The sequence below is a fragment of the Chitinispirillales bacterium genome (assembly GCA_031254455.1).
Classification (GTDB): domain Bacteria; phylum Fibrobacterota; class Chitinivibrionia; order Chitinivibrionales; family Chitinivibrionaceae; genus WRFX01.
Genome location: JAIRUI010000103.1, coordinates 1 through 25,799 on the forward strand (window position 1 = coordinate 1; position 25,799 = coordinate 25,799).

General features: G+C 37.3%; 17 protein-coding genes. 12 read left to right on the forward strand and 5 right to left on the reverse strand.

Annotated elements, in window-relative coordinates; translation table 11 throughout:
• On the reverse strand, nt 1-464 hold a 464-nt coding region (locus tag LBH98_08025), incomplete at its 3' end, for a hypothetical protein (GenBank protein MDR0304693.1).
• A gap of 219 nt (nt 465-683) precedes the next feature.
• Between LBH98_08025 and LBH98_08030 the strand changes: the two genes are divergently transcribed.
• Nucleotides 684-3,686, forward strand: coding sequence for a hypothetical protein (locus LBH98_08030; protein ID MDR0304694.1), 3,003 nt, complete (start codon nt 684-686; stop codon nt 3,684-3,686).
• 21 nt (nt 3,687-3,707) lie between these two features.
• On the opposite strand, the gene LBH98_08035 is transcribed toward LBH98_08030, so the two are convergent.
• From LBH98_08035 to LBH98_08045, 3 genes are all read right to left on the reverse strand, one after another.
• Entirely contained in the window at nt 3,708-5,144 is a 1,437-nt protein-coding gene (locus tag LBH98_08035; GenBank protein ID MDR0304695.1) for a UDP-N-acetylmuramoyl-tripeptide--D-alanyl-D-alanine ligase, read from the reverse strand.
• Nucleotides 5,145-5,157: 13 nt separating this feature from the next.
• A complete protein-coding gene (locus tag LBH98_08040; protein MDR0304696.1) occupies nt 5,158-7,368 on the reverse strand; it encodes a PBP1A family penicillin-binding protein in 2,211 nt (736 codons plus the stop codon).
• Nucleotides 7,369-7,613: 245 nt separating this feature from the next.
• Nucleotides 7,614-10,100: a transglycosylase domain-containing protein gene (locus tag LBH98_08045; protein ID MDR0304697.1), complete on the reverse strand. Its 2,487-nt coding sequence runs from the start codon at nt 10,098-10,100 to the stop codon at nt 7,614-7,616.
• Nucleotides 10,101-10,182: 82 nt separating this feature from the next.
• Here LBH98_08045 and dnaX point away from each other — a divergent pair, with 82 nt between their 5' ends.
• From dnaX to LBH98_08070, 5 genes are all read left to right on the forward strand, one after another.
• On the forward strand, nt 10,183-11,565 hold the full coding sequence (gene dnaX / locus LBH98_08050) for a DNA polymerase III subunit gamma/tau (GenBank protein ID MDR0304698.1): 1,383 nt from the start codon (nt 10,183-10,185) through the stop codon (nt 11,563-11,565).
• 10 nt (nt 11,566-11,575) lie between these two features.
• The gene (locus LBH98_08055) at nt 11,576-11,887 is read left to right on the forward strand and encodes a YbaB/EbfC family nucleoid-associated protein (protein ID MDR0304699.1); all 312 of its coding nucleotides are present in this window, start codon (nt 11,576-11,578) and stop codon (nt 11,885-11,887) included.
• The gene (recR, locus tag LBH98_08060) at nt 11,887-12,489 is read left to right on the forward strand and encodes a recombination mediator RecR (protein MDR0304700.1); all 603 of its coding nucleotides are present in this window, start codon (nt 11,887-11,889) and stop codon (nt 12,487-12,489) included. The genes LBH98_08055 and recR overlap by 1 nt, the downstream gene beginning before the upstream one ends.
• A gap of 2 nt (nt 12,490-12,491) precedes the next feature.
• Nucleotides 12,492-12,998 (forward strand): phosphatidylglycerophosphatase A, encoded by a 507-nt coding sequence (locus LBH98_08065; protein MDR0304701.1) that lies wholly within the window; start codon nt 12,492-12,494, stop codon nt 12,996-12,998.
• Between the two features lie 344 nt (nt 12,999-13,342).
• Nucleotides 13,343-15,247, forward strand: coding sequence for a methyl-accepting chemotaxis protein (locus LBH98_08070; protein ID MDR0304702.1), 1,905 nt, complete (start codon nt 13,343-13,345; stop codon nt 15,245-15,247).
• 61 nt (nt 15,248-15,308) lie between these two features.
• Here the strand turns inward: LBH98_08070 and LBH98_08075 are convergent, their stop codons facing one another.
• Complete coding sequence (locus tag LBH98_08075; protein MDR0304703.1) at nt 15,309-16,964, reverse strand: glucosyltransferase domain-containing protein; 1,656 nt, start codon at nt 16,962-16,964, stop codon at nt 15,309-15,311.
• A gap of 659 nt (nt 16,965-17,623) precedes the next feature.
• Between LBH98_08075 and LBH98_08080 the strand changes: the two genes are divergently transcribed.
• Genes LBH98_08080 through LBH98_08105 form a run of 6 tightly spaced genes read left to right on the forward strand, consistent with a single transcriptional unit; the run spans nt 17,624 to nt 25,799 of the window.
• Nucleotides 17,624-20,122 carry a LysM peptidoglycan-binding domain-containing protein gene (locus LBH98_08080; GenBank protein ID MDR0304704.1) on the forward strand — a complete coding sequence of 833 codons (2,499 nt, stop codon included), beginning with the start codon at nt 17,624-17,626 and terminating at the stop codon, nt 20,120-20,122.
• 7 nt (nt 20,123-20,129) lie between these two features.
• Nucleotides 20,130-21,020, forward strand: a complete 891-nt coding sequence (gene sppA, locus LBH98_08085) for a signal peptide peptidase SppA (GenBank protein MDR0304705.1) — start codon at nt 20,130-20,132, stop codon at nt 21,018-21,020.
• Entirely contained in the window at nt 21,017-22,147 is a 1,131-nt protein-coding gene (locus LBH98_08090) for an aminotransferase class I/II-fold pyridoxal phosphate-dependent enzyme (GenBank protein MDR0304706.1), read from the forward strand. Before sppA ends, LBH98_08090 begins: the two co-directional genes overlap by 4 nt.
• 40 nt (nt 22,148-22,187) lie before the next feature.
• On the forward strand, nt 22,188-23,081 hold the full coding sequence (locus LBH98_08095; GenBank protein ID MDR0304707.1) for a homoserine O-succinyltransferase: 894 nt from the start codon (nt 22,188-22,190) through the stop codon (nt 23,079-23,081).
• Nucleotides 23,082-23,135: 54 nt separating this feature from the next.
• Complete coding sequence (locus LBH98_08100) at nt 23,136-24,665, forward strand: diguanylate cyclase (GenBank protein ID MDR0304708.1); 1,530 nt, start codon at nt 23,136-23,138, stop codon at nt 24,663-24,665.
• 12 nt (nt 24,666-24,677) lie between these two features.
• Nucleotides 24,678-25,799 (forward strand): hypothetical protein, encoded by a 1,122-nt coding sequence (locus LBH98_08105; GenBank protein MDR0304709.1) that lies wholly within the window; start codon nt 24,678-24,680, stop codon nt 25,797-25,799.

The window sequence follows — 25,799 nt, forward strand, 5'->3', positions numbered from 1 at the left end:
ACTTTAAGTCCGTTATCAAGCACGGTATTATCATTCAAAACAAGTTCTATGTCTCTATCGGACGTATAAATCAAATGAATTACCGCGTCCGCGTTAAGAGCGCCCGCGTCAAAAGCCACGCACATTTCCGCATAAGGCCATTTATCATTTTTTCCATCACTTTTTTCAAGTGTAGCTGTCCAAGATATTTCTCCGTCTTTTATTTGTACGTTTGTCATCGTAGCAAATTCGGAATGATAATACCACGCGCCGCATGTGAGGCCTTCGCCATCATCTGTAAATGTAAAATTCGGATTTACCCATGGGGTTTCTCCAGAACTTGATAAAAGGTCCAATCCTTCAGCTGGTTCTACGGGATCATCACCACCGCCTCCATTATTATCGCTTCCGCAACCAACAAAAATTACGCTCGCGATAAACATGGCGATAATGGCGAGAATACTTTTCTTTGAAAAAACGTTCATAATAAAACTCCTTAAATAAAATTAATTAAAACACACAAGGAAATCCGTATCGGTAGAGTAATATAATAAATAGTTTAACAGACCGCCGTATTTTTTGAGAAAATTACAAAAAAAGTTTGTAAAAGTTTTTTTACTCTTGACAAAATTATTTCCATTTTTTACTTTTTTCAATTGAATTTTATGATTACTCCCACGATTTACGGAAAGGTTAAACTCTAAATGATTAGCGCAGACAAGTTATTTTCAAAAACAAATAGCGATTTGACATGGGCGTTATGGAATTGGAACGGGAACGTTTGCGTCGAAAGTATAAAAAAACAACTCGCTTCTTTTGTAAAAGACGGATTTAACGGAATAATTATTCGTCCCTGTTCAAATATTTCCTGCGGGTTTATGACCGACGAATTTCTTGAATTTTTCACGATAGCGCTTATTTTGGCTAAAAAAGAAAAAATACACGTAATGTTAGCCGACGATTTTAACAGACCCGCCGATTCTTTGTTTTACTCAACGGTCGCAAAAGAAAAAAATTACAGAAGCGAGCGCTTAGTTCTGTCTAAAAAAATATTTTGTAAAGGCGGCGCCAAATTTGAATTTGAACCGGATATTTTTTCTCAAAATTATATAGCGGCTGTTCCAGCCGAAAGCCGAAAAATATCTCTTGCGGGTTCTACGGTTATTTTTGACGGGAAACATTTTGACAAATCGATTTCTTGGACCGCTCCTGCGGGAAACGATTGGCTTATTTTGAAGTTTACGGCGGAGTACGAAAAAAACCGCGATTCGAAATACATTCCGAACATGTATAATATCAAACTCGCACAAACATACTGCGGCGGCGTTTTGCAAAAAATCCTTGAAACGGCGAGAAGCGTCGATAAAACTACGTTTAAAGGGTTTATGTTTGAAATGCCGGCTATAATACCTTGCGAACACGGTATTCCATGGGACAGAGAAGTTATAGCGTCAAAATATTTGTCGCGTTTTAAAAAAGATATAACGGCGCTGCTTCCGGCGCTTTTCCTCGACGGAATTGACGACGCTTTGTTAAAATGCCGTCCGCACATATATAATTTTTTGTGGGAATCGGTTTGCGACAGGTTTCCCGCGATTATTCAAAAATGGTGTGAGCAAGAAAGCGTTCAAATGTGGTTAATAAGTCAAGACAGCGACATGAGAAACGTAAAATGCGACGGCGTGCATACGGTTTTGCCTTCCATAGGACAAAACGCCTGCGGAACAGCGTTCAGGTCGGAAAGTCATGCGAGCCAAACGGCGTTTATTATACAATCCGAAATCAGCCGTTCAAACGGAATAGAGACAATAGGAATCGTCGGACGCGACAGCACTATGAAATCTTATTCCATAGGCGAATTAAAGTCGATAATCGATTGGCAAATACTGTTCGGCGCGGATAAAATAGTTATAGACGGATTTTATCTTAATCCCATTCACCGCTACGAAGATTATGCGCCGCCCGGAATCTCGTTCAATCACCCGGATTACCGATACCTAAAAGATTTGGTAGTTCAATGTAAAAGGGCGCTTTCCATTAATTATGCAAGAAAAACGAGCGAATTCGGCGTCGCTATAATCTCGCCGTCTCAGTCGCTTATTGCGGATTATACGCTGGGAGACAACGCCGTTATAGACGAAGCGATTGAAACGTTCTTACACATTATATACGATTTACGAACTTATCAAATTCCGTACACTATCATTACCGAAGAGGATTTTGTAAAAAACGAAAGTACGGAAATCACCGCCGAAGGATATGTTAAAACCGCTTGCGGCTTGTATTCAGCCGTCATTTTACCGTATGTACGGCTTTTGAATAATTCTTTTTTTGCGCAAATCGAAAGAATGGTAATAAAAAAAGGAATAGTTTTATTTACGGAAAAAAAACCTGCGGGCACTTTTGACGAAGGACAAAGTGAAATTTTTGAAGTGCGAATCAATAGAATGCTTAATTCAAATATTCATCATTGTATTGTCGGAAACGTTCCCGACATCGTTGACTTAATTATCAAATCAAACGAAAATATCGTCAAGCGCGTCCATATTGAAAAAGGAAACTGCGGAGTTTTAGTTAACCACTACCCTATCGATAAAGATTTTGTAACTACTATATTCAATACTTCAAACGAAAACGTACCTATTGAAATCACTCGTACGGAAAATAAACATTTTTTGAAAGTAGACGTTGAGAACGGACAGTTCGTTAATGTTGACAGCGCAGAAGATAAAGGAAGTTTTTTTAATTTTTTGATTCACCCCAGAGAGCAGATTATTCTTTTGGAAACAACTATAACTAACGTTAAAACTTTAGAATCTCTTACGGTTCAAAAACTTGACGTGATATTACCGGAATATTCTTCTAATATCGGAAAAGAACGTGGAATTTTTGAAACAGAATCGCTGAACAGATTTCCGCTTTCCCGATGGAAATCTATGGTAAGCGTAAATAGAGACAGAAATATCATACATTACAATTATGAAGCGGTGTTTGAGTCCGATTGCAATCCCGAAACCGCAATATTGGTATTTTATGATAATATTCCCGACTGGGAAAAAATACTTGACGACAGATTCAAAGTAAAAATTAACGGCATTGAAGTTCAAAGGATGAATCCGAATTCTTATCCGCAGTACGTTGAAGATCCGAATCTTTTGGCGTACGATATTTCTTATGCGATAATAAAAGATAAGACAAATTTCGTTTCAATACGGAAATCAAGCGATGCGGATTTGCCGGATCCGATAAAGTATCCGCCGTTTGTCCTGGTTTCGTCCGCGGTTGAAAAAGGACAAAACAATTGGAAAATTCTTGACGTTGCGGCGGCCAAACAATGCGCATGGGATACAAAAGGATACCCATATTTGATAGGACGCGGTTCTTCTGTGTATTACTTTGAAGCGCCGAAAAATTATCGCCGGATCGTTTTAGCGTTTGACGATTTGTCGGGCGCTACCAATATTACGCTTAATGATAAAGATTACGGCGAAGAAGAAGACTTGCCTGAAGAAAGCGTTAAAAAAACGCCTTTGTCGCATATGATGATTTTTCCTCCGTATAGAGTTGATATAACGGATTTTGTTAACGACAAAAGAAACATATTGACACTTACGTCGTCAAATACGTTGACGTCGCAAAACCGTCTTGAACCGGGTAAAGGCGGCGCTGTAGGAAGCGTATATTTGGAAATAATAATGAAAGAGTAAGTTGTTTTTTACGTTTACTTTCTAATTCTTTAAAATTTCTATAGCGTTTTCCAAGCCGACGCTTCGTGAACCTTTAAGAAGAATAACGTCGTCGTTTTTTGATATTTTCTGCAGAATATCACCTGCAGATTCGGCATTTTCCGCCACAAAAACGCTTTTATCGTCAAATCCTGCCCGCAGCGCTGCGTCTGCTATTATTTTTGCACATTTTCCGACAGTAATAAGACAGTCTATATTGTAATTTACAAGCGACTTACCTAATTTTTCATGAAGTTCTTTTTCATAATCTCCCAACTCGCCCATACTTCCCAAAACAGCTATCCGTTTGGCGCAAGCGGGAATATCGTTGAACATTTTAAGAGACGTCTGCATTGAACTCGGATTTGCATTGTAACAATCGACTATTATTTTTCTATTGCCGATAACCTTAATTTCCCCGCGCATATTTGAAGGTTTTAATTCCTTTACCGCTTTTTGCACGATTTGTCTTTCTATTCCCATGGAAAGCGCTAAATAAATTGCCGGTAAGACGCTGTAAACCGCATGTATTCCAGGCATTGAAAGTTCATATTTGTTTTGATTGAATTCAAACGAATAACAGCCGTTTTCGTCACAAATCGTATTTTCGCCGCGAATTTGATTTCCTTCTTTCAAACCAAAATAAAACGCAGGAATTTTGTCGATTTCGTTTTGTTTAACGCTTCTTTCGTCATCGCCGTTTAGAAGCAAAATTCCATCATGAATTGAAATAACCCTTGCCAGTTCAAATTTCGCTTCAGCGGTTTTTTCAATGCTGCCGAATAGTCCTACGTGAGCGTATCCGATATTTGTGATAATTCCCATATCAGGCTTAATTATCTGCGCCAAATCGGCAATTTCCCCGGCATGATTCGCACCGATTTCAAAAACGGCGATTTCTTCGTCGCCTTCAAGCGACAAAATAGATAACGGAACCCCTATGTGGTTATTGAAATTTCCTTTCGTCCCGCCGATTTTTAGTCCTTTACTCAACAATTCTTTCAGCATGTCGGCGGTAGTGGTTTTGCCGTTAGAACCGGTTACGGCAACTATAGGAATTCCTAAAATTTTACGATACTCTTTCGCCGCTTTTTGAATTGACGAAAGGACGTTATCGACAAGCAATAAATTAAAATCTCCAAAATTTCTACGATTTTTACAAAACCATTCTTTTTCTACTACGGCGGCGACAGCCCCGTTTTCAAATGCGGAATTTATATAATCGTGTCCGTCTTGATTTTCACCTTTAAGCGCTATAAAGATATCGCCTTTTTGCAATTTTCTGCTATCCATCCAAACATTGTTAAACTCTAAAATTCCATCGGCGTCTCCTATTTCGCAGTTCATCCATTTGGATAAGTTAAACAAAGATTTTTTTGTCAACTTATTACTTTTGTAATGTTTGCATCCGTAACTCTCAGAATGTTTATGTTCTCTCATTTTACCCTTTTTGTTAAAATATTAGTCCCGTGTTTGCAGGAGTATTTTGAGGCGGCGGCGTTCCAAAATATTTCAAAGCGTTTGAAGTGTCGCGGTTTTCGCCGACAGTATGTATGCTGCACTTATTAGGAAAAATTCCCGGTAAGAAAACTTCCTTGTAAGGATTAGGGCAATAATTATTTGCCAATTCGTGAGAAATCGGACAAATTTCTTGGATTTCCAAACTATCGGATTCAAAATTTTTAACTTGCAAATCCCTATGCAACGATTTCATTACCGGAGTCCAAATCGGAATTGCACCGCGGGAACCCGTGATTCCCATTCCCATCGGCAGGTTTCGGTCGGTCCCAATCCAAACCCCGCAAGCAATTTGAGGAGTATATCCTACAAACCATGCATCTGTGTAGTTGTTCGTTGTCCCCGTTTTTCCGGCGGCGGGACGTGTAAACCCGTTATCACGAATGCTTGCTCCCGTCCCACGTAGAATAACGTCCTGCATTAAAATCGTCATAAGTTCTGCGAGTATCGGCTCAATAACCTGTTGTGCGGAATTCTCGTGTCGGCTTATAATTTTTCCGTTCTTATCGACAACCTTTTCCACAAAATACGGATCAGGCATAAGCCCTTGATTTGCAAAAGCGCAATACGCGCGTGTAATCTCAAAATTAGTCGCCTCGCAAGTTCCCAAAGCTAATGCCGGAACAGCCGGAAGATTATGCGAAAATCCCATGTTTTTTGCCAATTCTACGACTTTTTTCGGTCCTACGTCCTGAATTACTTGAACCGCTACCAAATTTACAGATCTTCGCAGCGCTTCGCGGATTGTCATATCGCCGTAAAATTTTTTATCAATATTTTCCGGACGCCAAACATCGCCGCGAGTTTCGTCAATAATTGTGATCGGTCTGTCGGCAATTACGCTCGCCGGAGTATAACCGTTATTCATCGCCGCAGCATAAACAAACGGCTTAAACGCCGAACCGGGATGCCGAACTCCCTGTAACGCTCGGTTAAATTTCGATTTCTCAAAATCTCGTCCTCCTATCATAACTCTTACCGCTCCCGTATTTACGTCCATAGCCAAAACGCTCGCTTCAATTTTACGAAGCCGTAAAGAATCAGGAAGTTCGTCAAATAATTTTTCATTTTCCGAATAAAGCGAATCAAAATTACTTACAGTATCGTTCCTGTTTACGCCTATCGATTTAAACAACGCGGCGTTATTTAACAAAAAACGATCGTTTTGCATTTGTTGAAACCCGTTTAAATGCTCTTCTACGGCGACTTCCGAGGCAAATTGCGCTAACGGATCCAACGTAGTATATATTGAGAGACCGCTATTGTAAAGCATATCCGCGCCGAATTTATTTTCCAATTCCCTGCGAACTTGTTCTATAAAGTACGGAGCTTTCCCGGTAACGGTAGAAAACGGATTGGAAGGAATAGGCATTGCGTCCGTTTCGGTAAATTCACTTTTGTCAATATATCCTTTTTTAAGCATTCCTTTCAAAACGGAACGCCGACGTACGGTTATTCTTTCAATATTTTTTTCTTTGTCCGGACGATAATATTCCGGAAGTTGTATTATACCGGCCAAAACAGACGCTTCGTTTAAGTTAAGGGTATAAACGCTTTTACTGAAATATTTTTGAGCCGCGGCGGAAAAGCCGTACGTTCCGCCGCCCAAATATATAGTATTAATATACAATTCGATAATTTCATCTTTAGTGTAATATTTTTCTATTTGAACTGAGGTCAAAATTTCGCGGATTTTGCGTACAATTTTTTTTTCTTGCGTAAAATAAATATTTCGCACCAACTGCTGCGTAAGCGTTGACGCGCCCTGTCCGTAATCATGTTTTACCAGGTTAACTAAGGCGGCGGAAATAATTCGTTTCGAATCGACACCCCAATGTGAATTAAATCTTTTGTCTTCAATTGATATAATCGCATTTTTTAATACATCGGGAATACTGTCTAAAGAAACCCAGAATCTACGCTCAATGCTGAATTCGTTAATTAATGAACCGTCGTTAGCATAAACTTTGCTCACAAGCGCCGGTTGAATATCCGCCAATTCATGCGGTTCCGGCAGCATTTTGTATGTATTTAATAAAACTGCCGCGATTGTCATTATAAAAAACGCCGCAGAAAAACAAAATAAAATAACTGCAATTATTATTAAGGGAGTTATATTTATCATTTTTGAATTTTGTTTATCCATTTTTCCTTCTCCTGAATTATTCTTCATACGCATCATTTGTCAATACTAATTATTTTCTTAATGCGAACGCCCTTTTGCGCCTTTTATTATTTCAATTATCGTTTCATCGTCCTCTATGTTTGTATATCGTTTCATCGTCCTCTATGTTTGTAGAACCAAATACCGGAAACGCTATAAGGCAATTATTTCAAAAATAGTTTTTTTAAAGACGTACATTTTGAGTTTTCGTATTTATAATTAAAAATTTAATCGTTTTCGTTAAACAAATCTTCCAAAGAACGTGTTTCAAACCGGTCTGACGTAATATAATTCTCATAGTTTTTATAAAAGCCGTTTTCTTTAACGGCAATCCCGGCTTTTTTCAAAAGCCCTGAAGTGATATATTTGTGCATTGATTTTCCATCTGCCGCGCCGGTATATTTTTTACTTCCTTCGCCTACGCAAGCGATAGTAACGTCGGTAATTCCATTTGAAGATCCGAATTTCTTCAAATCTATCCGCAGAATAGCGTTCCAAAGGCAATAATTTGTTTTCTCGAAATCGTTTCCCGCGTCAAACGGATGTAAAATATCGTCGCTTGTACCGCTTTTGGCAATATTTGAAAACGTCGTTTCATCAGTTTCCAAAATGTCAAAATCAGAAAGTCCGTCATAAAGTCCGCAAAGTCGATTGTGCATTCCTAAAGCGGACGGAGTAATTTTGCTCAAATCCGAAAAAGGACGAACTTTCGTAACAGTGTCAAAATTTTTGAGCTTCAAAACCTCGTCATACATAATAATCTCATCAATAAAAAGCGACGGATGTTCTTTTGGATTTTGAATTATCTCGTTATTTTGGAAGATGTTATATAAGTGTATTTGTTCCAATAGTGTAAGTTCTAAAGTTCCCAATGCGACCGAATATGTCAAATCTGAGAAATTGCCCGTATTTGCTCCGACAACTCCGGCGATTTCTTTGTAAACGCGTACCCCCGTAATAGTTTTTCCGGCAAATTCGGTTTTCATTCTATCCAAAATTCCCAAACGATAAAACAACTGCCCTAACAAAAAACCGTTTTCGGTAACATTCCCGTTTTTATCAAAAACTTCCCGTGAATTCAGCCGATAAAGCGTTTCAAGAGCCAATACGTTATTTGACGACGTCAATAAATCAAATACGAAATTTTCTCCCGCCAGTTTCCCGCCGGAATTTTTTATTTTATACGGCACATTTTTGACCGCCGAATTTTTGAAATATGCAAAATTATCTTTAACTTCTCGCGCCCATGCGACATCGTCCGAAACGTCTTTAGTATCGTCAAACATTTCGTTCGGCATAAATATATCCAAATCAAACATAAGCGCGTTTAGTATAGGTTTTGCCGTGGACGAACCGTTAGGAATCGGTCGAGAAAGCAAAGAAACCGCCCGTGAACCTATTTCATCATGAGATGAATATGCAAGCAATTTTCCGGTTTTGCTATCGATAATCCCATAAGCATAATATTGTTTTTTTTCAACGCCGTTTACTGTGTCTTTTCCGAAACCGCGCGTTGAAACCAAACTGTCAAGCGCTCTTTGAAGCGGCAAATCTATCGTCATCGTAATAGTCAAATTTCCTTTTTGACGAATAAGTGAATTTGAATTTAATATGTCAAAATGCGAAAGCGAGTCTTTTGAATACCCTATTTGATGTAAAAATTTTAACCAATAAATATTAGCTAAATCTATCAAATGTTCGTTTTGGGATACAATTTGTTTCGTTTTTGCAAACGACAACACATCAATTTCTTTAAGAACTTGCGCCGCTTTTTCATCATCCCAGCCAAACGCTTTTTTAATTCTGGGCATGTCGATTCTGCATTGATTTATTATTTTGTTCGGATAATTCATTCCCCATTTCACCATCCGTGAAATGTAAACAGCTTCAGCGTCAGACAAATCGTTTACCGATTTTCCCCAAAGTTGCGTCGTAATATCTTGAATCCCCACAAGTCCGTACGACGAGGTTATGCAGTGATTAAAATAAACTTCCATAATCTCTTTTGGAGAATACTTTTTTCTAAGCGCGCCGGCGATACGGACTTCCTGTAATTTTCTGTCGGCGCTGCGCGAAACAAACCTTTGCCCGCCGTTGTCTAATTGTGACACGAACATTTTCGCGACTTGCTGCGTAATCGTGGACGTTCCGGCTGGACGGAATTTTCTTGTTTTTACAAAATCCACCCCCGCTTTCAAAAGCGCTCTTATGAAACTGCTGTAATCAAATCCATAGTTGTTGGTAAAAAATGTTTTATCTTCCGCCGCAACTACCGCCGTAATTAAGTTGTTCGGAAACGAATCAAACGAAACCCTGCTATGGTCGGTTAAAATTTTGGCTATTTCCAATCCGTTTCTGTCTCTTATTTCAATTTTGTTTGAATATGCGGGAATCTTGTTGAGTTCCTCGACAATTTTCAGCGACGGATAATTTTCAAGTGCAATCCCGTTGATTATCTCAACTTTTATTGAATTGTTTTGATTCGCTCCGGCGACTTTGTTTACCTGCTTTTGCATTTCGTCGTCCGTTAAAATATCTTTCCATGCCGCACCAAACGAATTTGAAAGTAATCCGCGGTTATCCAAATCTATAAGTTTATCCGCCCACTTACTAACGTAACGATAAGCAAAAATTTGTCCTAAAAAATATCCGCCTGCCGCAAACATCGCCAAGCAAAAAATCGTAATCATAGTTATTATTATAACTTTTTTCATAAACCGAATATAATTTTTGCCGCAAAACACCGCAAAATAAATTATTTTTTCAAAAAAAAACAGAAACGGACGGCAATAAATTATGGCTTATCTTGTTTTTGCAAGAAAATGGCGACCAATGTCGTTTGACGATGTCGTCGGACAAGAACACATTACGAATACGATAAAAAGGTCTATTTCGGCGGATAAAGTAGCGCACTCTTACATTTTCACCGGAACACGCGGAGTCGGAAAGACCACTACGGCGCGAATTTTAGCGAGAGCGCTTAATTGTGAAAAAGGTCCGACTCCAGAACCTTGCGGAGAATGCGGCAGCTGCAAAGCGGCTATAAGCGGCTCAAATTTTAATGTCGTAGAATTTGACGCAGCGTCGAACAGCGGCGTAAACGATGTCAAAGAATTGATGGAATCCGTAAATTACGTTCCAGTAGGAAACACAGGGAATTCCCGCGTTTTTTTGATTGACGAAGCGCACTCTCTGTCCAAACAGGCATGGAATTCGTTATTGAAAACGCTTGAAGAACCGCCGTCAAACGTCGTTTTCATTTTTGCGACAACCGAGCCGGAGAAAATACCGCAAACAATTCTTTCACGCTCAATAAGATTTGATTTTCGCCCGATTGGCGAAGAGGCGATTTTTAAGCAGCTGGCAAAAATATGCGACACGGAACTTATTAAATTTGAAGAAAATACGTTGCGTTTGATAGCGCGAAAAGCGAACGGAAGCATGCGGGATTCTCTTTCGCTTTTGGAACAAGTGCGTTCCTACTGCGAAGGCGATTTAAAAGAGCGGCAAGCCCGTGAAGTTCTCGGGCTTATTTCTGTTGATACATATGTAAAAATTTTAGAATTTGCCGACCAACGCAAAATTCCCGAAATTTTGGAAATTTTTGACAATTCGCTTAACGACGGTTATGACATTTCGGAGTTTATAGACGGACTCACGGAATTTTTACGTTCGCTTTTGTTTTTTTCGATAAAGGGAAATATGCCCGAAGACGATTTGGCAAATTCCTGCAAATCGCTTTTGGAAAAATACTCAGAAGGCGATATTATACGAATAAGTGAAATGGCGGCTATGACTCAAAAGGAATTGTATTATTCATCTTTTCGGCGGTTCGCGGCTGAGCGGCTTCTTGTAAAAATAGCAAATATCGATAAAACCGTTACTATTTCTCAACTGCTGGATTTTTTTAAGAAAAGTGAAAACAGCGGCGTTCAACAACCTGAAAGGCTTGAAACGGCAAAATTTGAAAACGACGTTAAACCCATAGAATCTAAGATTGTTGAAAAACAACCGCAAATAGTTACAAACGAGCGGGATTTTCATATAAAAAAAACCGAAACAAAAGAAATTGTAAAAAATTTGGAACCGAAAGTAAACGAAAACATTGAAACGATTATGCAAAAACAACCTATTATAGGTCGTATTATTGAGAAATTTGATGGGAAATTTATAGATTGAGAGGTTAAAGATGTCCGGTGTAATGCAAAAAATGATGAAGCAGGCGCAAAAAATGCAAGCGGAGTTTCAAAAAACGCAGGAAGAATTGGCGCAAAAACAGATTGAAGGAACCGCAGGCGGCGGTATGGTAAAAATCACTATGGACGGAAACGGGGTTTTGCAGTCGGTAAAAATCAACAAGGAAGCGGTTGACCCGAATGATGTCGAAATGCTTGAGGATTTGGTAGCGGCGGCGTTCAAAAACGCAAACGATCAAATTAAAAAATTATCCGACGATTCGCTCGGAGCAATTACCGGCGGACTTGGATTGTCGGGTTTTTGATGATTCCCAAACATTTGCAGGAATTGGTGGACGCTATACGGATTTTGCCCTCGGTAGGTGAAAAAAGTGCGTTTAGGATGGCTTTGTATTTATTGGAATTGCAAAATGAAAATCCGCTGAAATTGGCGAATGCAATAATAAATGCGAAAAAGAACGTTATTCACTGCGAAATTTGTAACGGACTTTGCGAAACGTCTATTTGTCCGATTTGCAGCGACCCTGACCGCAATAGTTCCATTATTTGCGTCGTTGAGCGCCCTTCCGATATGTTTGCAATAGAAAAAAATAGGCGATTTAAAGGAGTATATCATGTTTTGGGCGGGTTGATTTCTCCAATTGCCGGAATTACGCCGGATAAATTATCGTTAAATCTACTCAAAAAACGTATTGAAAGCGGCGGAATCTCCGAAATAATTATCGCATTAGGATTCACCGGCGAGGCGGAAACGACGACTTTTTACATACAAAAAACACTGACTGGGTTGCCGATTACCGTCTCAAAACTTGCACAGGGTTTGTCGTCGGGACTTGAAATAGTTCACGCCGATCAAAACACGCTCGTTCAGGCGATCGATAACAGAAAAATCATTTCAAGAGGTTAATTATGAAAGAAAAATTTATTTCTATTGTACGAAGAATTTTCTCGACATGCTTTTACGTCGGTTATATTCCCGGTCCTGCGGGAACGTACGGTTCGTTTTTGACTGTCGCTTTATTGTATCATTTTATAGATATAACGCAATTTTGGTTCATAAATCAGAATGCGCATCTGTTTCTTTTGGGATTTACAATTTTTGTTTTCGCAGGGTTTTGGCTTTGCGCCGACACGTTAAACAATTTTGGGAAAGACGATCCGAAAGTCGTTATTGTTGACGAAGTCGCAGGACAAATCATAACGTTTTTATTTACACCGCTTTCAGCGCCCGTACTTTTGACCGGGTTTATTTTATTTCGTTTTTTCGACATAGTAAAGCCATACCCCGTTCATCTTTTCGAACAATTGGACGATGGCGTCGGAATTATGACGGACGATGTTGCGGCGGGAATTTTGAGCTGTATTTCACTTAATTTATTATTGGTCGGTTATGGATTTATTGCAGCAAGAATATAGTCAAAACAAAACCTACAAAAGAAAATACATAAGAAAATGAAGAAATTACATAGCCCCGTTGACAACCGTACGAAGCCAAATATTATTTTCTCATTGAAAAAATGACTACAGATTTCAGAATAGGGTTAGACGCGATGATTGCACCGAATTGGAATTTACTCTTTTCATCCCCGCATATACACGTTATAAATCATTATTTCTCAAGAACTTACACACTTCAATGTCAGATTATCGTTCAAATAAAAAAAGAAACAATTAACAATTTTGCTTATTTGATTACTCCATAACCGGAGATAAATAGTCAAAATTATTGATTGTTTTTATATTAAAATTTGGAGGTTTCTGTGTTTGGTAAACTCAGTTTAAGCAAAAAGATCGCCCTTGGTTATCTTTTTGTAATATCGGTTATGGTTCTGTTGTCGTTCGCCGTTTCAATTTCTCTCAAAAATGTAGCCGATAATTCAGACATTGTGGCGAAAGAGTTTAACCCGGGCGTCGAAGTTTTGAGTGAGATGTACGATGGACTGTCAGAATTCTTTTATTGCGGAAATTACTACTATATATCGCAGGAAGACAGTTTTTATCTTGAATCGGTACAACTTGAGAAAACTATGGACGATATATTTGTAAAAATTTACGAATTGCTTAAAACGTCAAAACATTTAGTACTATTGCAAGACGGCGTTGACGGACTTTACAAAGGAATTAACGCTTCAAAAAAATACTTTCATTCTCTTAACGAAAGTTTGAATGAAAAGAAACGACTCAATGAGTCATTGACAAATAACGGAGAAAGTATGATTGAGCGGATTAAAGTTTTGAAATCAAAATTCCAAACGGAAACGAAAGAATGGACTGCTGTTTCAAATGCCGAAAATTGCGCCGTTTCAATGCAGTTTAACCATTTGATTTTCAAAACTAATCGGGAAGCAGGCAAAAAAGCTGCGGAATACAAGGCTCTGTTGCTTGAAAATTTGAAAACTCTCGAAAATTATAATATTCCTTCCGATTCAAAAATTAACTTGGTAAATATATTCAAAATTGTAGATAGTTATACTTCGGAAATGGATTTACTGACTGTCGAACATCTGAAATCGGAAACGCTTTTTCAGGATTTTTTATTAAGCCAATCAGTTTTGGAAGAACTTAACGACATATATTATGCAGACAGCGAAACCGGCGGAGAAAACGCAAAATTTGTTTCGGATTCGTTGCATATTTCAATTTTAATTTTACTGACAGGTGCGATACTATCAATTGTTTTAGGAACCGTTTTGTGCATTATTATTACCAGTTCGATCGTTAAACCTATAAAGGCGGCTATCAACGGACTTTCGGAAAGTTCAAGTTACCTTACGCTGGCGGCAGGGGAAATTTCAAATACATCGCAGGAAATGGCAAACGGAGCGAACGAGCAGGCAGCGAATTTAGAAGAAATTTCATCATCGCTTAACGAAATTACATCTACGACCAAGCAAACCGCCGACAACGTCAAAAATGTGGACATTTTGGTTAAGGATAGTGTCGATAAAGCAAAAGCGAGTCAAGACGTAATGAATCGCCTTCAAAACGCGGTAGTGGAAATTCAGCGCTCAAGCAACGAAACGGCTAAAATACTAAAAGATATTGACGAAATTGCTTTCCAGACAAATCTTTTGGCGCTGAATGCTGCGGTTGAAGCGGCTCGAGCCGGCGAATTCGGGAAAGGATTTGCGGTTGTCGCCGAAGAAGTTAGAAATCTTGCTCAACGAAGTGCGGAAAGTGCGAAAAGAACAGCGCAGCTTATTGAAGGTTCGCAGGCAAGCAGTTCACACGGAGTAAATTTGGCAAAAGAAACGACGGAGGCGATTGGTAAAATTACGGAAGCGTCAAACAAAATCGCCATGATAGTTAATGATATTACAATCTCCGCTCAAGAGCAGGCGCGTGGAGTTTCGCAAGTTAATTCCGCTATTAGAAGTATGGACCAGATAACGCAGTCAAACACTTCGGGTTCACAGGAATTGGCCGAAGGTTCGCAGGAATTAAATTCACAGTCGCTTACGATGAACGGCTTGGTGGGCGATTTGGTTGGTGTCGTCGGCGGTGAAACGGCGAAAACCGAAAGGTTGAAACGTCATAATACAATGGTAATGGAAAGAAAAACGCGGCATATAAAGAAAATATCAACCGATCGTAATTTACCGGAGAAATTTTCGGATTCACGAACATTGATTTCGTTTGACGACGATAAATTCGGCAATTACTGATTTTCTATAAATTTTCTATTGACAAAACTTTGTGATCAATAATAAAAAGAATTATATTTTTTCATTCGTAAAAACTACTTTCGGATAGTTTTACAAGGATAAAACTCACGCAATCTTTTACGGAATTTTCTTGGGGGAAAACCGGCATTTCTTCCGAAATAATTCTCGCACGCGTCATTTGACTGCTGTCGGGAAATTCATAAGTCATTCCAAGCATTTTCATAAACATTATCGCACGTATGGAACTTTCAAAATAACCGTCTGCGCCAAACTCAAACTGCGAAAAACCTATCACTTCACCACGAATGTAATTTGCAGTTTTCTGCGGCTCACGCTTTCCTATAAAGGCGATTGCATTGATTTCGTTTTGGTTGGCGATTTTTTGGATTTTAAAATGTATTTGTTGCGCTAAGAAAACATCCTGTCGAAATCTTTCACTATCGCTATAAAATAAAGCCGATGAAATTTGTGATGAATTTAAGGCAACCACAAACGCTAAAACCGTAAAAATACAGGCATATATCTTTTCACTTCTAGAAATTATAAAATAAAAAAGGAAGCCAAATACAAACGGGAGCGTAAACAACGTCCGAAGCGGCGGTTTGTTACCAAGAAATATACCTATCAACAAAACCGACAACAAAATAAGGATCGCCGCTGAAAAATAAACTAAATTATTAATCTTAATTTTTTCTCGAAAAATATATATTAGAAATATAATTGAGAGCGGCAGTAGAATTATTGAACCGAAAACCGTAGATAATTCAAAAATTCTGTCACTTATTGATAACCCCGTTGTTATCGTAGTCTGTGAATTTGTTATAAATAAAGATGAAATTATTGAATGGATCAACTCTATTTTTGCGAAAGTCAGGATATATATAAAAGCGAAAACATTAAGTAAATTACTCTTTACTGTTTCAAGATTCCAAGTATTCATTAAATATAAATATTTTTCAATTCCAAGGGCTAAAATAATTAATTTCCCGACAAGCCAATAAATTGTTAGAGAAACAATAAGCGCGATAAATATTTTTAATGGTAATTTTTTATCGAAATCACTTCTTTGACACATGAATAAAATTGCAACCGCAAATCCGAAAATAAACAAAATCGCAAAACTTTGATAAATACATATAATAAAAGCCATCAAAATAATAGCAAAAATTATTGTTTTTTTAATCCTGTTCGTGAAACCTTCAAACAATAGAATTATCACAAACGGTGTGATAAAAATGCCAAAAAATACTTCCGCCGATTGAAGTGCAAATTGTAAATTCTCAGCCCAAATCGGTGACGTTACTGCGATACTTACAAATGCAAATACAGGTATTTTCTTGTCGTTTTTTTTATCAAAATATGATAAGAAAAAAGCCCATGAAACTGCCGAAAATACAAGAAAAAGCATAGATATAAACGTGGAATAGAAAGGATTAAATAAATTTATGTTACAAAGAGTTTTGAGCGCCACAAGAGCAGTTCTGCTTATACCTAACCAATGGATAATACTTTCGTTCTTGTTTGCAATAAATCCTTCCGTATCAAGACCTATTGTAAAAAGGAATATCTTTGCCGAAAATGCAACAAATACACACAATGTCGAGAATATAATTAAAAAAAAATTTTGTTTAGCATAATCCAAAATACTGAGAAATAGGTGATGTTCGACTAAAAGCCGTTCTTTTTTCTTCATTTTACCCAAAAAATCAAAAGCCATTACAAATTTCCTTTAAAAAACAAGCATACATTGAAAACATTGGGAATTATATACATCCGTGACCAAGATCATAAATAACCTAATTCCTCAAGCCTATTTATGATCGCATTTATCGTGAATACCTAAATATATACATGTTGGTTTACTATGTGGGTCAACTTTATCGCCAAGCAATCCAAAACTGGACAATCTGGATGAATGATACTTTCCGATACAGTAGTGTTACCTTTTGCAAGCCATGTGTTTTTATCAGACTTACAAATCCCATTTTTACGTTTTAATTCCACATCGCCTCCAATTACAACAATTTTGTCTTTAATTACAAAAATACTATTTGTACAAAAGAATTACCCACATTCTCGACAAGGTATTCCATTTCAAAAATAAAAGAGGAAGTTAATTTTTCGTATTCCCAAGTAGATGAAAATCACCAAAACGATTAACTCATTTCCTCATGGCGAGAAAATTTCGCATATGAATATAATCGTTTATGACAATATCGGCAATGTGGCATTTGAGACTGAGAGGAATTAGCGTAAAGACATATAAGTATTCAATGAAAATTGGAGTTAAGAGATAAGTACGGTACGCTTTACCGGCGGCAAATAATATTTTACCGTAGTTTTTTAATTATTGAGTATAATTATTTGAGTGTAATAATGCGTAAATATTTGATTGTTTTTTTGTCTGTCGTGTTTTTTGTTTCGTGCGGAAATAATAAAAAACATTTGTCTCCGCAGGAAGATTTTGAAGAAGCTGATTCGACAATGGACGCTCTTAGTGAAATTTCTCTATTCCCGCACATAATAAACGACAATTTCGAATTAGCAATATTGGCGGATTCTATGTTATCAATTGTCGAAGATTTTTCGATAAACGGCGATTTTGACGGTGCGCAAAGAATTGTGAAAATATTGTTTGAAATTCTTCCTTTGTCCGACGAAAGCGAGAGTACGGATTTCGACAAGATTTTGAATAGGATTGCAAAGCTTTATTCGGAAAAAATGCCCCCGGCGTATTTGGATTCTGTTCCTCAATCATTTACGGCGTTTGTTACTCGTTACCAATTCCAAATGATAATGATGGAAATTGACACTGCAAATCTTGATATGTTTCAAATCCCGATAAATTGCGCTAAAGGCTTGTCTTATGATGTTCCTATAATTTACAACAAACGAGTTCAAAAAGCGCTTTTAGCGTTGCTATCCGCAGAAAAAAGCGATAGAATGACACGCTTGCTTAACAGAAGTATGTTTTATCGTCCTTTTATGGAAAAAATGTTTGAAGAAGCTGAATTACCAAAAGATATTACTTATTTACCGCTGCTGGAAAGTGCGTTCAATCCAAAAGCGTATTCAAGAGCGCATGCATCGGGACTTTGGCAGTTTATTCCGTCAACAGGCAAAATTTTTGGACTTCGTAACAGTTATTGGCTTGACGAAAGACGCGATCCTATAAAATCCACCGTAGCGGCGATTGCATATTTCAAACGGCTTTATTCGTTATTTGACGATTGGTATTTAGCGTTGGCGTCGTATAATTGCGGTGAAGGTAAAATCAACAGATTGCTTCGTGAAGCAAAAGAAAAAAAATCGGATGCCAATTATTGGGACTTAAAACTTCCTACAGAAACCATGAATTATGTTCCTCTTTATATCGGTTATCAAATTATAGCAAAAAATCCCAAATGTTTCGGATATGTCATAGATTCTTCCATTGTACCTTTCCCTTATGATACCGTAAAAATTTCCGATTGTATAGATATGGGGAAAATAGCGAAAGGGTTGGGAATGCCTGTCGATGAATTACGTGAAATAAATCCGCATATAAAACAATTCTGTACTCCTCCTGACGTTAACAACGTAACTCTTTATATCCCGGCAGGTAAACAGAACGCATATAAAACATTTTATGCAACACTTAAACCGGAAGATAAAGTAAAGTGGTATAGATACAAAATAGCTTCCGGCGACAATTTAGGCTCTATTGCAAATAAATTCGGAACAACTATTCAAGCGATTAAAGACATGAACAGAATGAAAAACAATACTCTTGTCGCGGGAAGATACATACTGTTGCCTTTACCTGAAAACGAAACGACGGCAAAAAACATTATAAAAGCCGATGAAGCGGCGAAAAAAAACGTCCCTATCCGCCAGATACAAAAGCCTACAAGTGAAGATGGAAAAATAAATTATGTGATAGCTTCCGGCGAAACGCTTTATTCGATTGCAAAACTATACGGAATTTCAGTTGATAATATTTTGAAATGGAATCCTAACATAAAACCAAAATATCTTCGTGAAGGTGATATTGTAGTTATTTATATGAATAAACAAAATACTGCAATGGGTAAAAATACGGAAAACTTACAAAAAATGCCGCCACAATCTGAAAATCCGCATAAATATGTGGTTCAAAACGGCGATAATTTATTTCAAATTTCAAATAAACTAAAAGTTTCACTTTCGGATTTGATTTCTTGGAACAAAAAAGACAACGATTCTCCGATTATCTATCCGGGCGAAACACTTGTTTATTACCCGTCGAAAAATTCCCCAGTCGGTACATCTGGTAATATAAAGGTAATAAAACCGTCAGTCTCCGGAAATTCCAATGTTGTTGAATATCTCGTTAAAAACGGTGACACTTTTTATAGTATAGCAAAAATGTTTTCGTCTTCGGTAGCGGAATTAGAAACGCTAAACAACATTAAAGCCGGTAACTTGAAAGCGGGGCAAACAATAAAAATTCTCGACAATACGCCTAACTTTTCCGTTAATCCGAAATCCAATTACAGCGCCTCGTCGGAAGAAACTACGACATACCGTGTTAGAAGCGGCGACACCTTTTACAGTATAGCAAGAATGTTTTCAACCACAACGGAAAAATTACAAGCATTAAACAATATGAAAGCGAACGATTTAAAAGCGGGGCAAACAATAAAAATTTCCGAAGGCAACGCTTCAATCGCATCAAAACAAAACACTTCTTTTCCTTCAATTCAAACAATCAATTACAAGGTTCAAAACGGCGATTATTTGTATAAATTAGCAAATAAATTTAATGTTTCGGTTCAGGAAATTTGTTTGACAAATAATTTTTCTCAAAATCGCCAACTCATTGCAGGTGAAACTATCAAAATTCCGGTGAAGTAGGAGTTAAATGAAAACAAAAACGAAAATATTTTTGGCGGTGTTTGCGTCATTTGCGTTACTTTCGATTATAATAGGCATTTCAATGGCAGGTGTTGAAAGTTCAAACTTTCAGTTCCCTAGCAGCTTTTCAAAACAAGTAGGTTTGGTAAAAATCGAAGGAATCATTAACGAATCGAATCATATCGTCAAAAAAATAAACGGATTTCGCGACGACGACAACATAGCGGCTGTTCTTTTGAGAATCGACAGCCCGGGCGGGGCGGTTGCACCGTCGCAGGAAATTTATCAGGCGGTAAAAAATTGTGCGGTGAAAAAACCTACAATCGTAAGTATGGGAGCCGTTGCCGCAAGCGGAGGATATTATATAGCAAGCGGTGCAACACGGATTTTTGCCAACGGCGGAACACTCACCGGAAGTATCGGAGTCATTATGGAATTTCCACGATATAATAAACTTTTGGAAAAGATAGGCGTTTCAATAGAGATTCTCGCCGCCGGAAAACTCAAAGACGCGGGAAGTCCGTTTCGAGAATTGAATCAGAACGAGCGCGAATATTTCGACAACCTTTTAAAAGATACGCACAAGCAGTTTATTGATGATGTTTGCGACGGTCGAAGTATGGAATTCGAAAATGTAAAATTACTCGCAGAAGGACAGATATTCACCGGAAACCAAGCGCATTCAAACGGACTTATCGATACTCTTGGGACATTTGATGACGCAAAAAATTATATTTTGGAGACTTGTGAACTTCCAGAAACAACGGTTTTTCTGGAGAAAAGCAAAAAAGAAAAATACGATTTTATGGAAGAGTTTTTTCTGAAAACCCCGATTAAAAATCTATTTTCCGGTTTTCATAAGAGTGGAATTTATTACATTTGCGAATCACTGCTATGAAAATCGCCGAACGATATAACGGAATTGAGATTTCCGAAATTCGAAAAATGAACGCTTTAGCAAAGAAAACCACCATAAATTTGGGGATCGGACAACTGCCGAACTTACTTCCAAATTTTCTACGTGAAGCAGGCGGCAAGGCGTTTATTGACGGCAAAGCGGGATACACTTCAAACATAGGCGATGAAAATTTACGAAAAGCGATCATTAAAGAATTCAACGAGGAAAACGCGCTTAACTTCACGGAAAATAACGTAATTATCACAAACGGTTCACAAGGATCTATATGGAACGTTTTCAGTGCATATATAGATTTAGGCGACAAAGTACTTTTACCGAATATTTGTTTTTCTGCCTATGAAACTGTGGTAAAGATTCACGGCGGAACAGTGATTTTTTACAAATTAACCGATGATTTTCAAATTGATCTCTTGGATTTACAAAAACAATTAAAACTTAATCCGGACACAAAATTCGTCTTGATAAATTCTCCGTCGAACCCTTGCGGAAGCGTTTTTGAAAAAGAAAAAATCAAAGAATTTTGCGAAATTGTCAATGAATACGATTGCTGTGTTATCAGCGACGAAGTTTACAACAAATTATATTTCGGTGAAAAACCGCACTCCCCTGCCATGTTTGCGAAAAATTTCATTATCATAAATGCAATTTCTAAACGTTGTGCGGCAACAGGGTTGCGAATCGGTTGGGCGATTACAAAAGAAGAAATAATAAAGCGATTGATCATAGCGAATCAATACACTTGTACTTGCGCAAATTCAATATCACAACTTATTGGGATTGAGGCATTTAGCGATGATTGTTTAAAGTTCTGCAAGAAAATTCGAGATGACTTAGGGCATAACGCAAATTTGATTTATGAAACGCTTAACAGCATTCCTAAGATTTCAGCAGTTAAGCCGCAAGGAGCGTTTTATTGTATGCCTGACGTTTCATATTTTGGAAACTCAAAAGAGGTTGCGGTAAAATTACTGGAAACTTGCGATATTTTAACGATTCCCGGTATTGCTTTTGGAATTAACGGAGATAAATATATAAGAATTTCCTTTGCCGCCGAAACAGATCTACTTAAAATTGCATTGAAAAAGATGAAAGCATTTTTTAATTAGAACAAATAGTATTTTCCTCGTAAAAAAAGGAAATTAAATTATGACGATAATAATACCAAATGATTACCATGCCAAAGAATCGCTTGAACAACGCAGGATTCATTGTATTCACGAAGCGGCGGCAAGCAAGCAAGACATCAGACCGTTAAGAATTGGGATTTTGAATATTATGCCGGAAGTAGAAAACTACGAATTTAATCTTTTGTTTTCACTTGGAAGAAGCATTTTACAAATTGAACCGATTTGGATAAAACTAAACAATCATGAATACTTCAGTTCCGATCAAGACCATTTAGAAAGAAATTACGTTTTTTTTAAAGATGCTGTCAAACAAAAGCACTTAGACGGGTTGATAATAAGCGGCGCTCCCGTAGAACATTTGCCGTTTGAACAGGTAAAATATTGGCAGGAATTACTCGAAATCGTCACATATGCAAGAAAAAATATCGTTTCAACGTTAGGAATTTGCTGGGGTGGACTCGCACTCGCAAAATATTTGGGGATTCCAAAAATTGATTATAAAGAAAAATTATTTGGTATTTTTGAAACGGAAAATATATGTAAAAGCCATGTGATAACCGGTGAAATGGATGATATTTATTGGTGCCCCAACAGCCGTCATGCAGGAATTTGCGATAAAGAACTTGAAACCGCACAAGAAGATGGGATTATAAATCTACTCGCTCGTTCCGCAGAAGCAGGGTACGTCATTTTTGAATCCAGCGATAAAAGATTTCTTATGCATTTAGGACATTTTGAATATGATGCCGACCGATTAGTCATGGAATACAAAAGAGACGTTGCAAGGGGCAAAACAAATGTTAAAGCGCCTAAAAACGTGGATCTAAAAAATCCGGTAAACCGTTGGCGTACGCAAAATTTAGAATTTTTTACTCAATGGATCAGATATGTTTATGAAAAAACACCTTTTTAATTTTTTACAGTTTACAATAACGTATTTTTCGAAACATGATGTTAGGAGGAACCATTGTATAACATTGACGACGATAAAGAAAATCTGCAAATTTTAGTAGTCGATGACGATGAATTTGTCGCAAACCTTCTCGCTAAATCACTTAAAAGATTATACAGCACTGAGATAGTTGATAATATCTCCGATGCAGTAAAAATATTTGAAGAAAAATATGTTGATATTCTTATAACCGACTTGAATTTAGGGGACGAATCTGGAATTACGCTCGCCAAAATCGCCAGAAAATATGATCCCAACATTGAAATAATTTTTATAACGGGATTCGCTTCTTTTGAAAATGCAAAAATAGCGCTTGATTTAGGTATTGTCGAATATATGACAAAACCGATAGATATAGGAGAATTATTTTCAACGGTAGAAAAAACGCTTCATATGCGTAAATTTAATATGAAAGCAATAACTTTTTCACAATCAATTAAAAAAGAAGTATTAGAATTGGGGAAGCACGTAGATCAAGTTATTTCCATTCACAAACTACTGCAAAAAATGAATCAGGCAATAGATATCAACGATACGGCGAATATGCTTCTTACAGAAATTTCCAAAATAACCGATTCCAAAGCGCTTATAATGGGAATAAATGTATTAGGTTATTTAGATATTTACGCTTATTCATCTCAAAGCGCCTTAAAACGTGAAGATGTAGTAAATCTTCTTACAAGTTTCTGGAGACGGGAAATGATTAATTCCGGACTTTCACTTTTACATATTCGTGATGGAACATATCCGTTAGTAATATTTAACGGTAATAGTAATGATACTTTTTCTCCTCATAAAATTTCTTGTACACTTACTTCTTCCATATCAATTTTCGGAGAAGAAATCGGATTCATTTCGGTATATAATAACATTGATGCCGAAATTGACGAAAACGAAGAAACATCGTTTTATATTATAACTCCTCTTATCGCTCCGGCGTTATATCGCGGATACTTGGAGAAAAAAACGCGATATTTAGCGCAAACCGATGGTCTTACCGGCGTTACAAACCGAAGAGTGTTTAACGAGATTATGATAAAAGAAATTACGGCGGCTATACAAAATAAAATGCCATTATCGCTTTTAATGATAGACATTGACTTTTTCAAAAAAATTAATGATACTTACGGACATCTTGTCGGCGACGACGTTCTGAAGAAGATGGCTGAAATAATTTCCAAAATAATCCGCAAACGCGATAATCTGGCTAGATTCGGCGGTGAAGAATTTACAATTATTTATACTGATTCCGATATAGGCGGTGCAGTTGACTTTTCGGAAAAAATTCGCAAAGCCATCGAAAACTATTCTATTAAAGTTGAAGACAGTGTTGTAAAATTTACAGTAAGTATTGGTGTTTCGTGTTTTTACGGTGACGTTAACGATATTACAACGACAAATTTGCATGCGGTTTCCAAAGTATCTGAGACATTAATCAAAAATTCCGACGTTGCAATGTACGCCGCAAAACAAAACGGCAGAAATTGCGTTTACTATTTTGATGAAAAAACCAATAAAGCGAACCCTCAAAGCGAATTTAAATAAAAGTTTTGTTTTATGGAAGATAATATTCCCAAAATCTCCGTAATTGTCGGCGGCAATCAATTTGAGATGCGAAACGCGAAAGCGAATTTCATTGCAAAAGCCGAAAAATTATATCCCAACAACAGAAGTGAGTATTTTAACGGCGCCGATGGAATTTCATTCGATGAATTTGCGTTGGAAATGATAACCGTATCAATGTTTGGCGAGGCGAGATTTTTATTCATAAACCACGCCGAAAGTAAAAATGCACTGCTTTTAAAATCTAATTTTGAAATTTTTGAGAAAAACATGGAACACTGTGTCGGTGAAGTTTTTGTTTTTGTAGAATTAGACGAAAATTCCGATGAAAAAACGGTGAAAAATTGCTTTTCGATAAACGAATTATCCGAAAAATTAAAACAGACGACGCTAAAATTCAACGGTTCGTTTTTGCAATACAAGGCGATGAAAGAATATGAAATTCCTAAATGGGTCGTTAAAAAAACAAATGAACTTTTTAATAGAGAAATAAGCGAACAAGATGCGGAATTGTTTGTAAAATATTGCGGTGCGGATTTGGGAGTTTTGAACGGGGAACTGCGAAAAATCGACTCGACGCTTCCGTCGAGAAAAGAAATATCCCTAAATGATATAAAAGAACTTGTAGGAGATAACAGACAAGTTTCGGCGGAAGAAGCGATAGCTTTTATCGGATTTCGCAAATGGAATAAAGAAGCACTTGCAGCGTTTGAAAACTATGCAAACAAAAACAATAGTTTTGCCATACCTTTTATATCGGAATTGTTTAGAAAATTTTGGATTTTATTAAAAATTCGTCTGTACTGCGAAGAAAACTCGACAAAAGCAAACGCTTATTTTAAAAGTTATGATAGAGAAACTAAAAATCAAATTGCGTTTGAAATAGGCGTCGCCGCCGGAATTTTGAGCGAATCACAGAAAAAAGCGGTATTCCCGATTGTTATAAAGCCACAACTAATTGAGCAGGCGAAGAATTACTCAAAATCGCAGTTTTACGAAATAATAAAAACGATAACCCGATATGATAAAGAAATTAAAAACGGTGAAATAAAATCGGATTCTCAAAAAGAAACAATCAAAGATTTATGCCGAAAAATCGCGAGAATCGGAAAATAA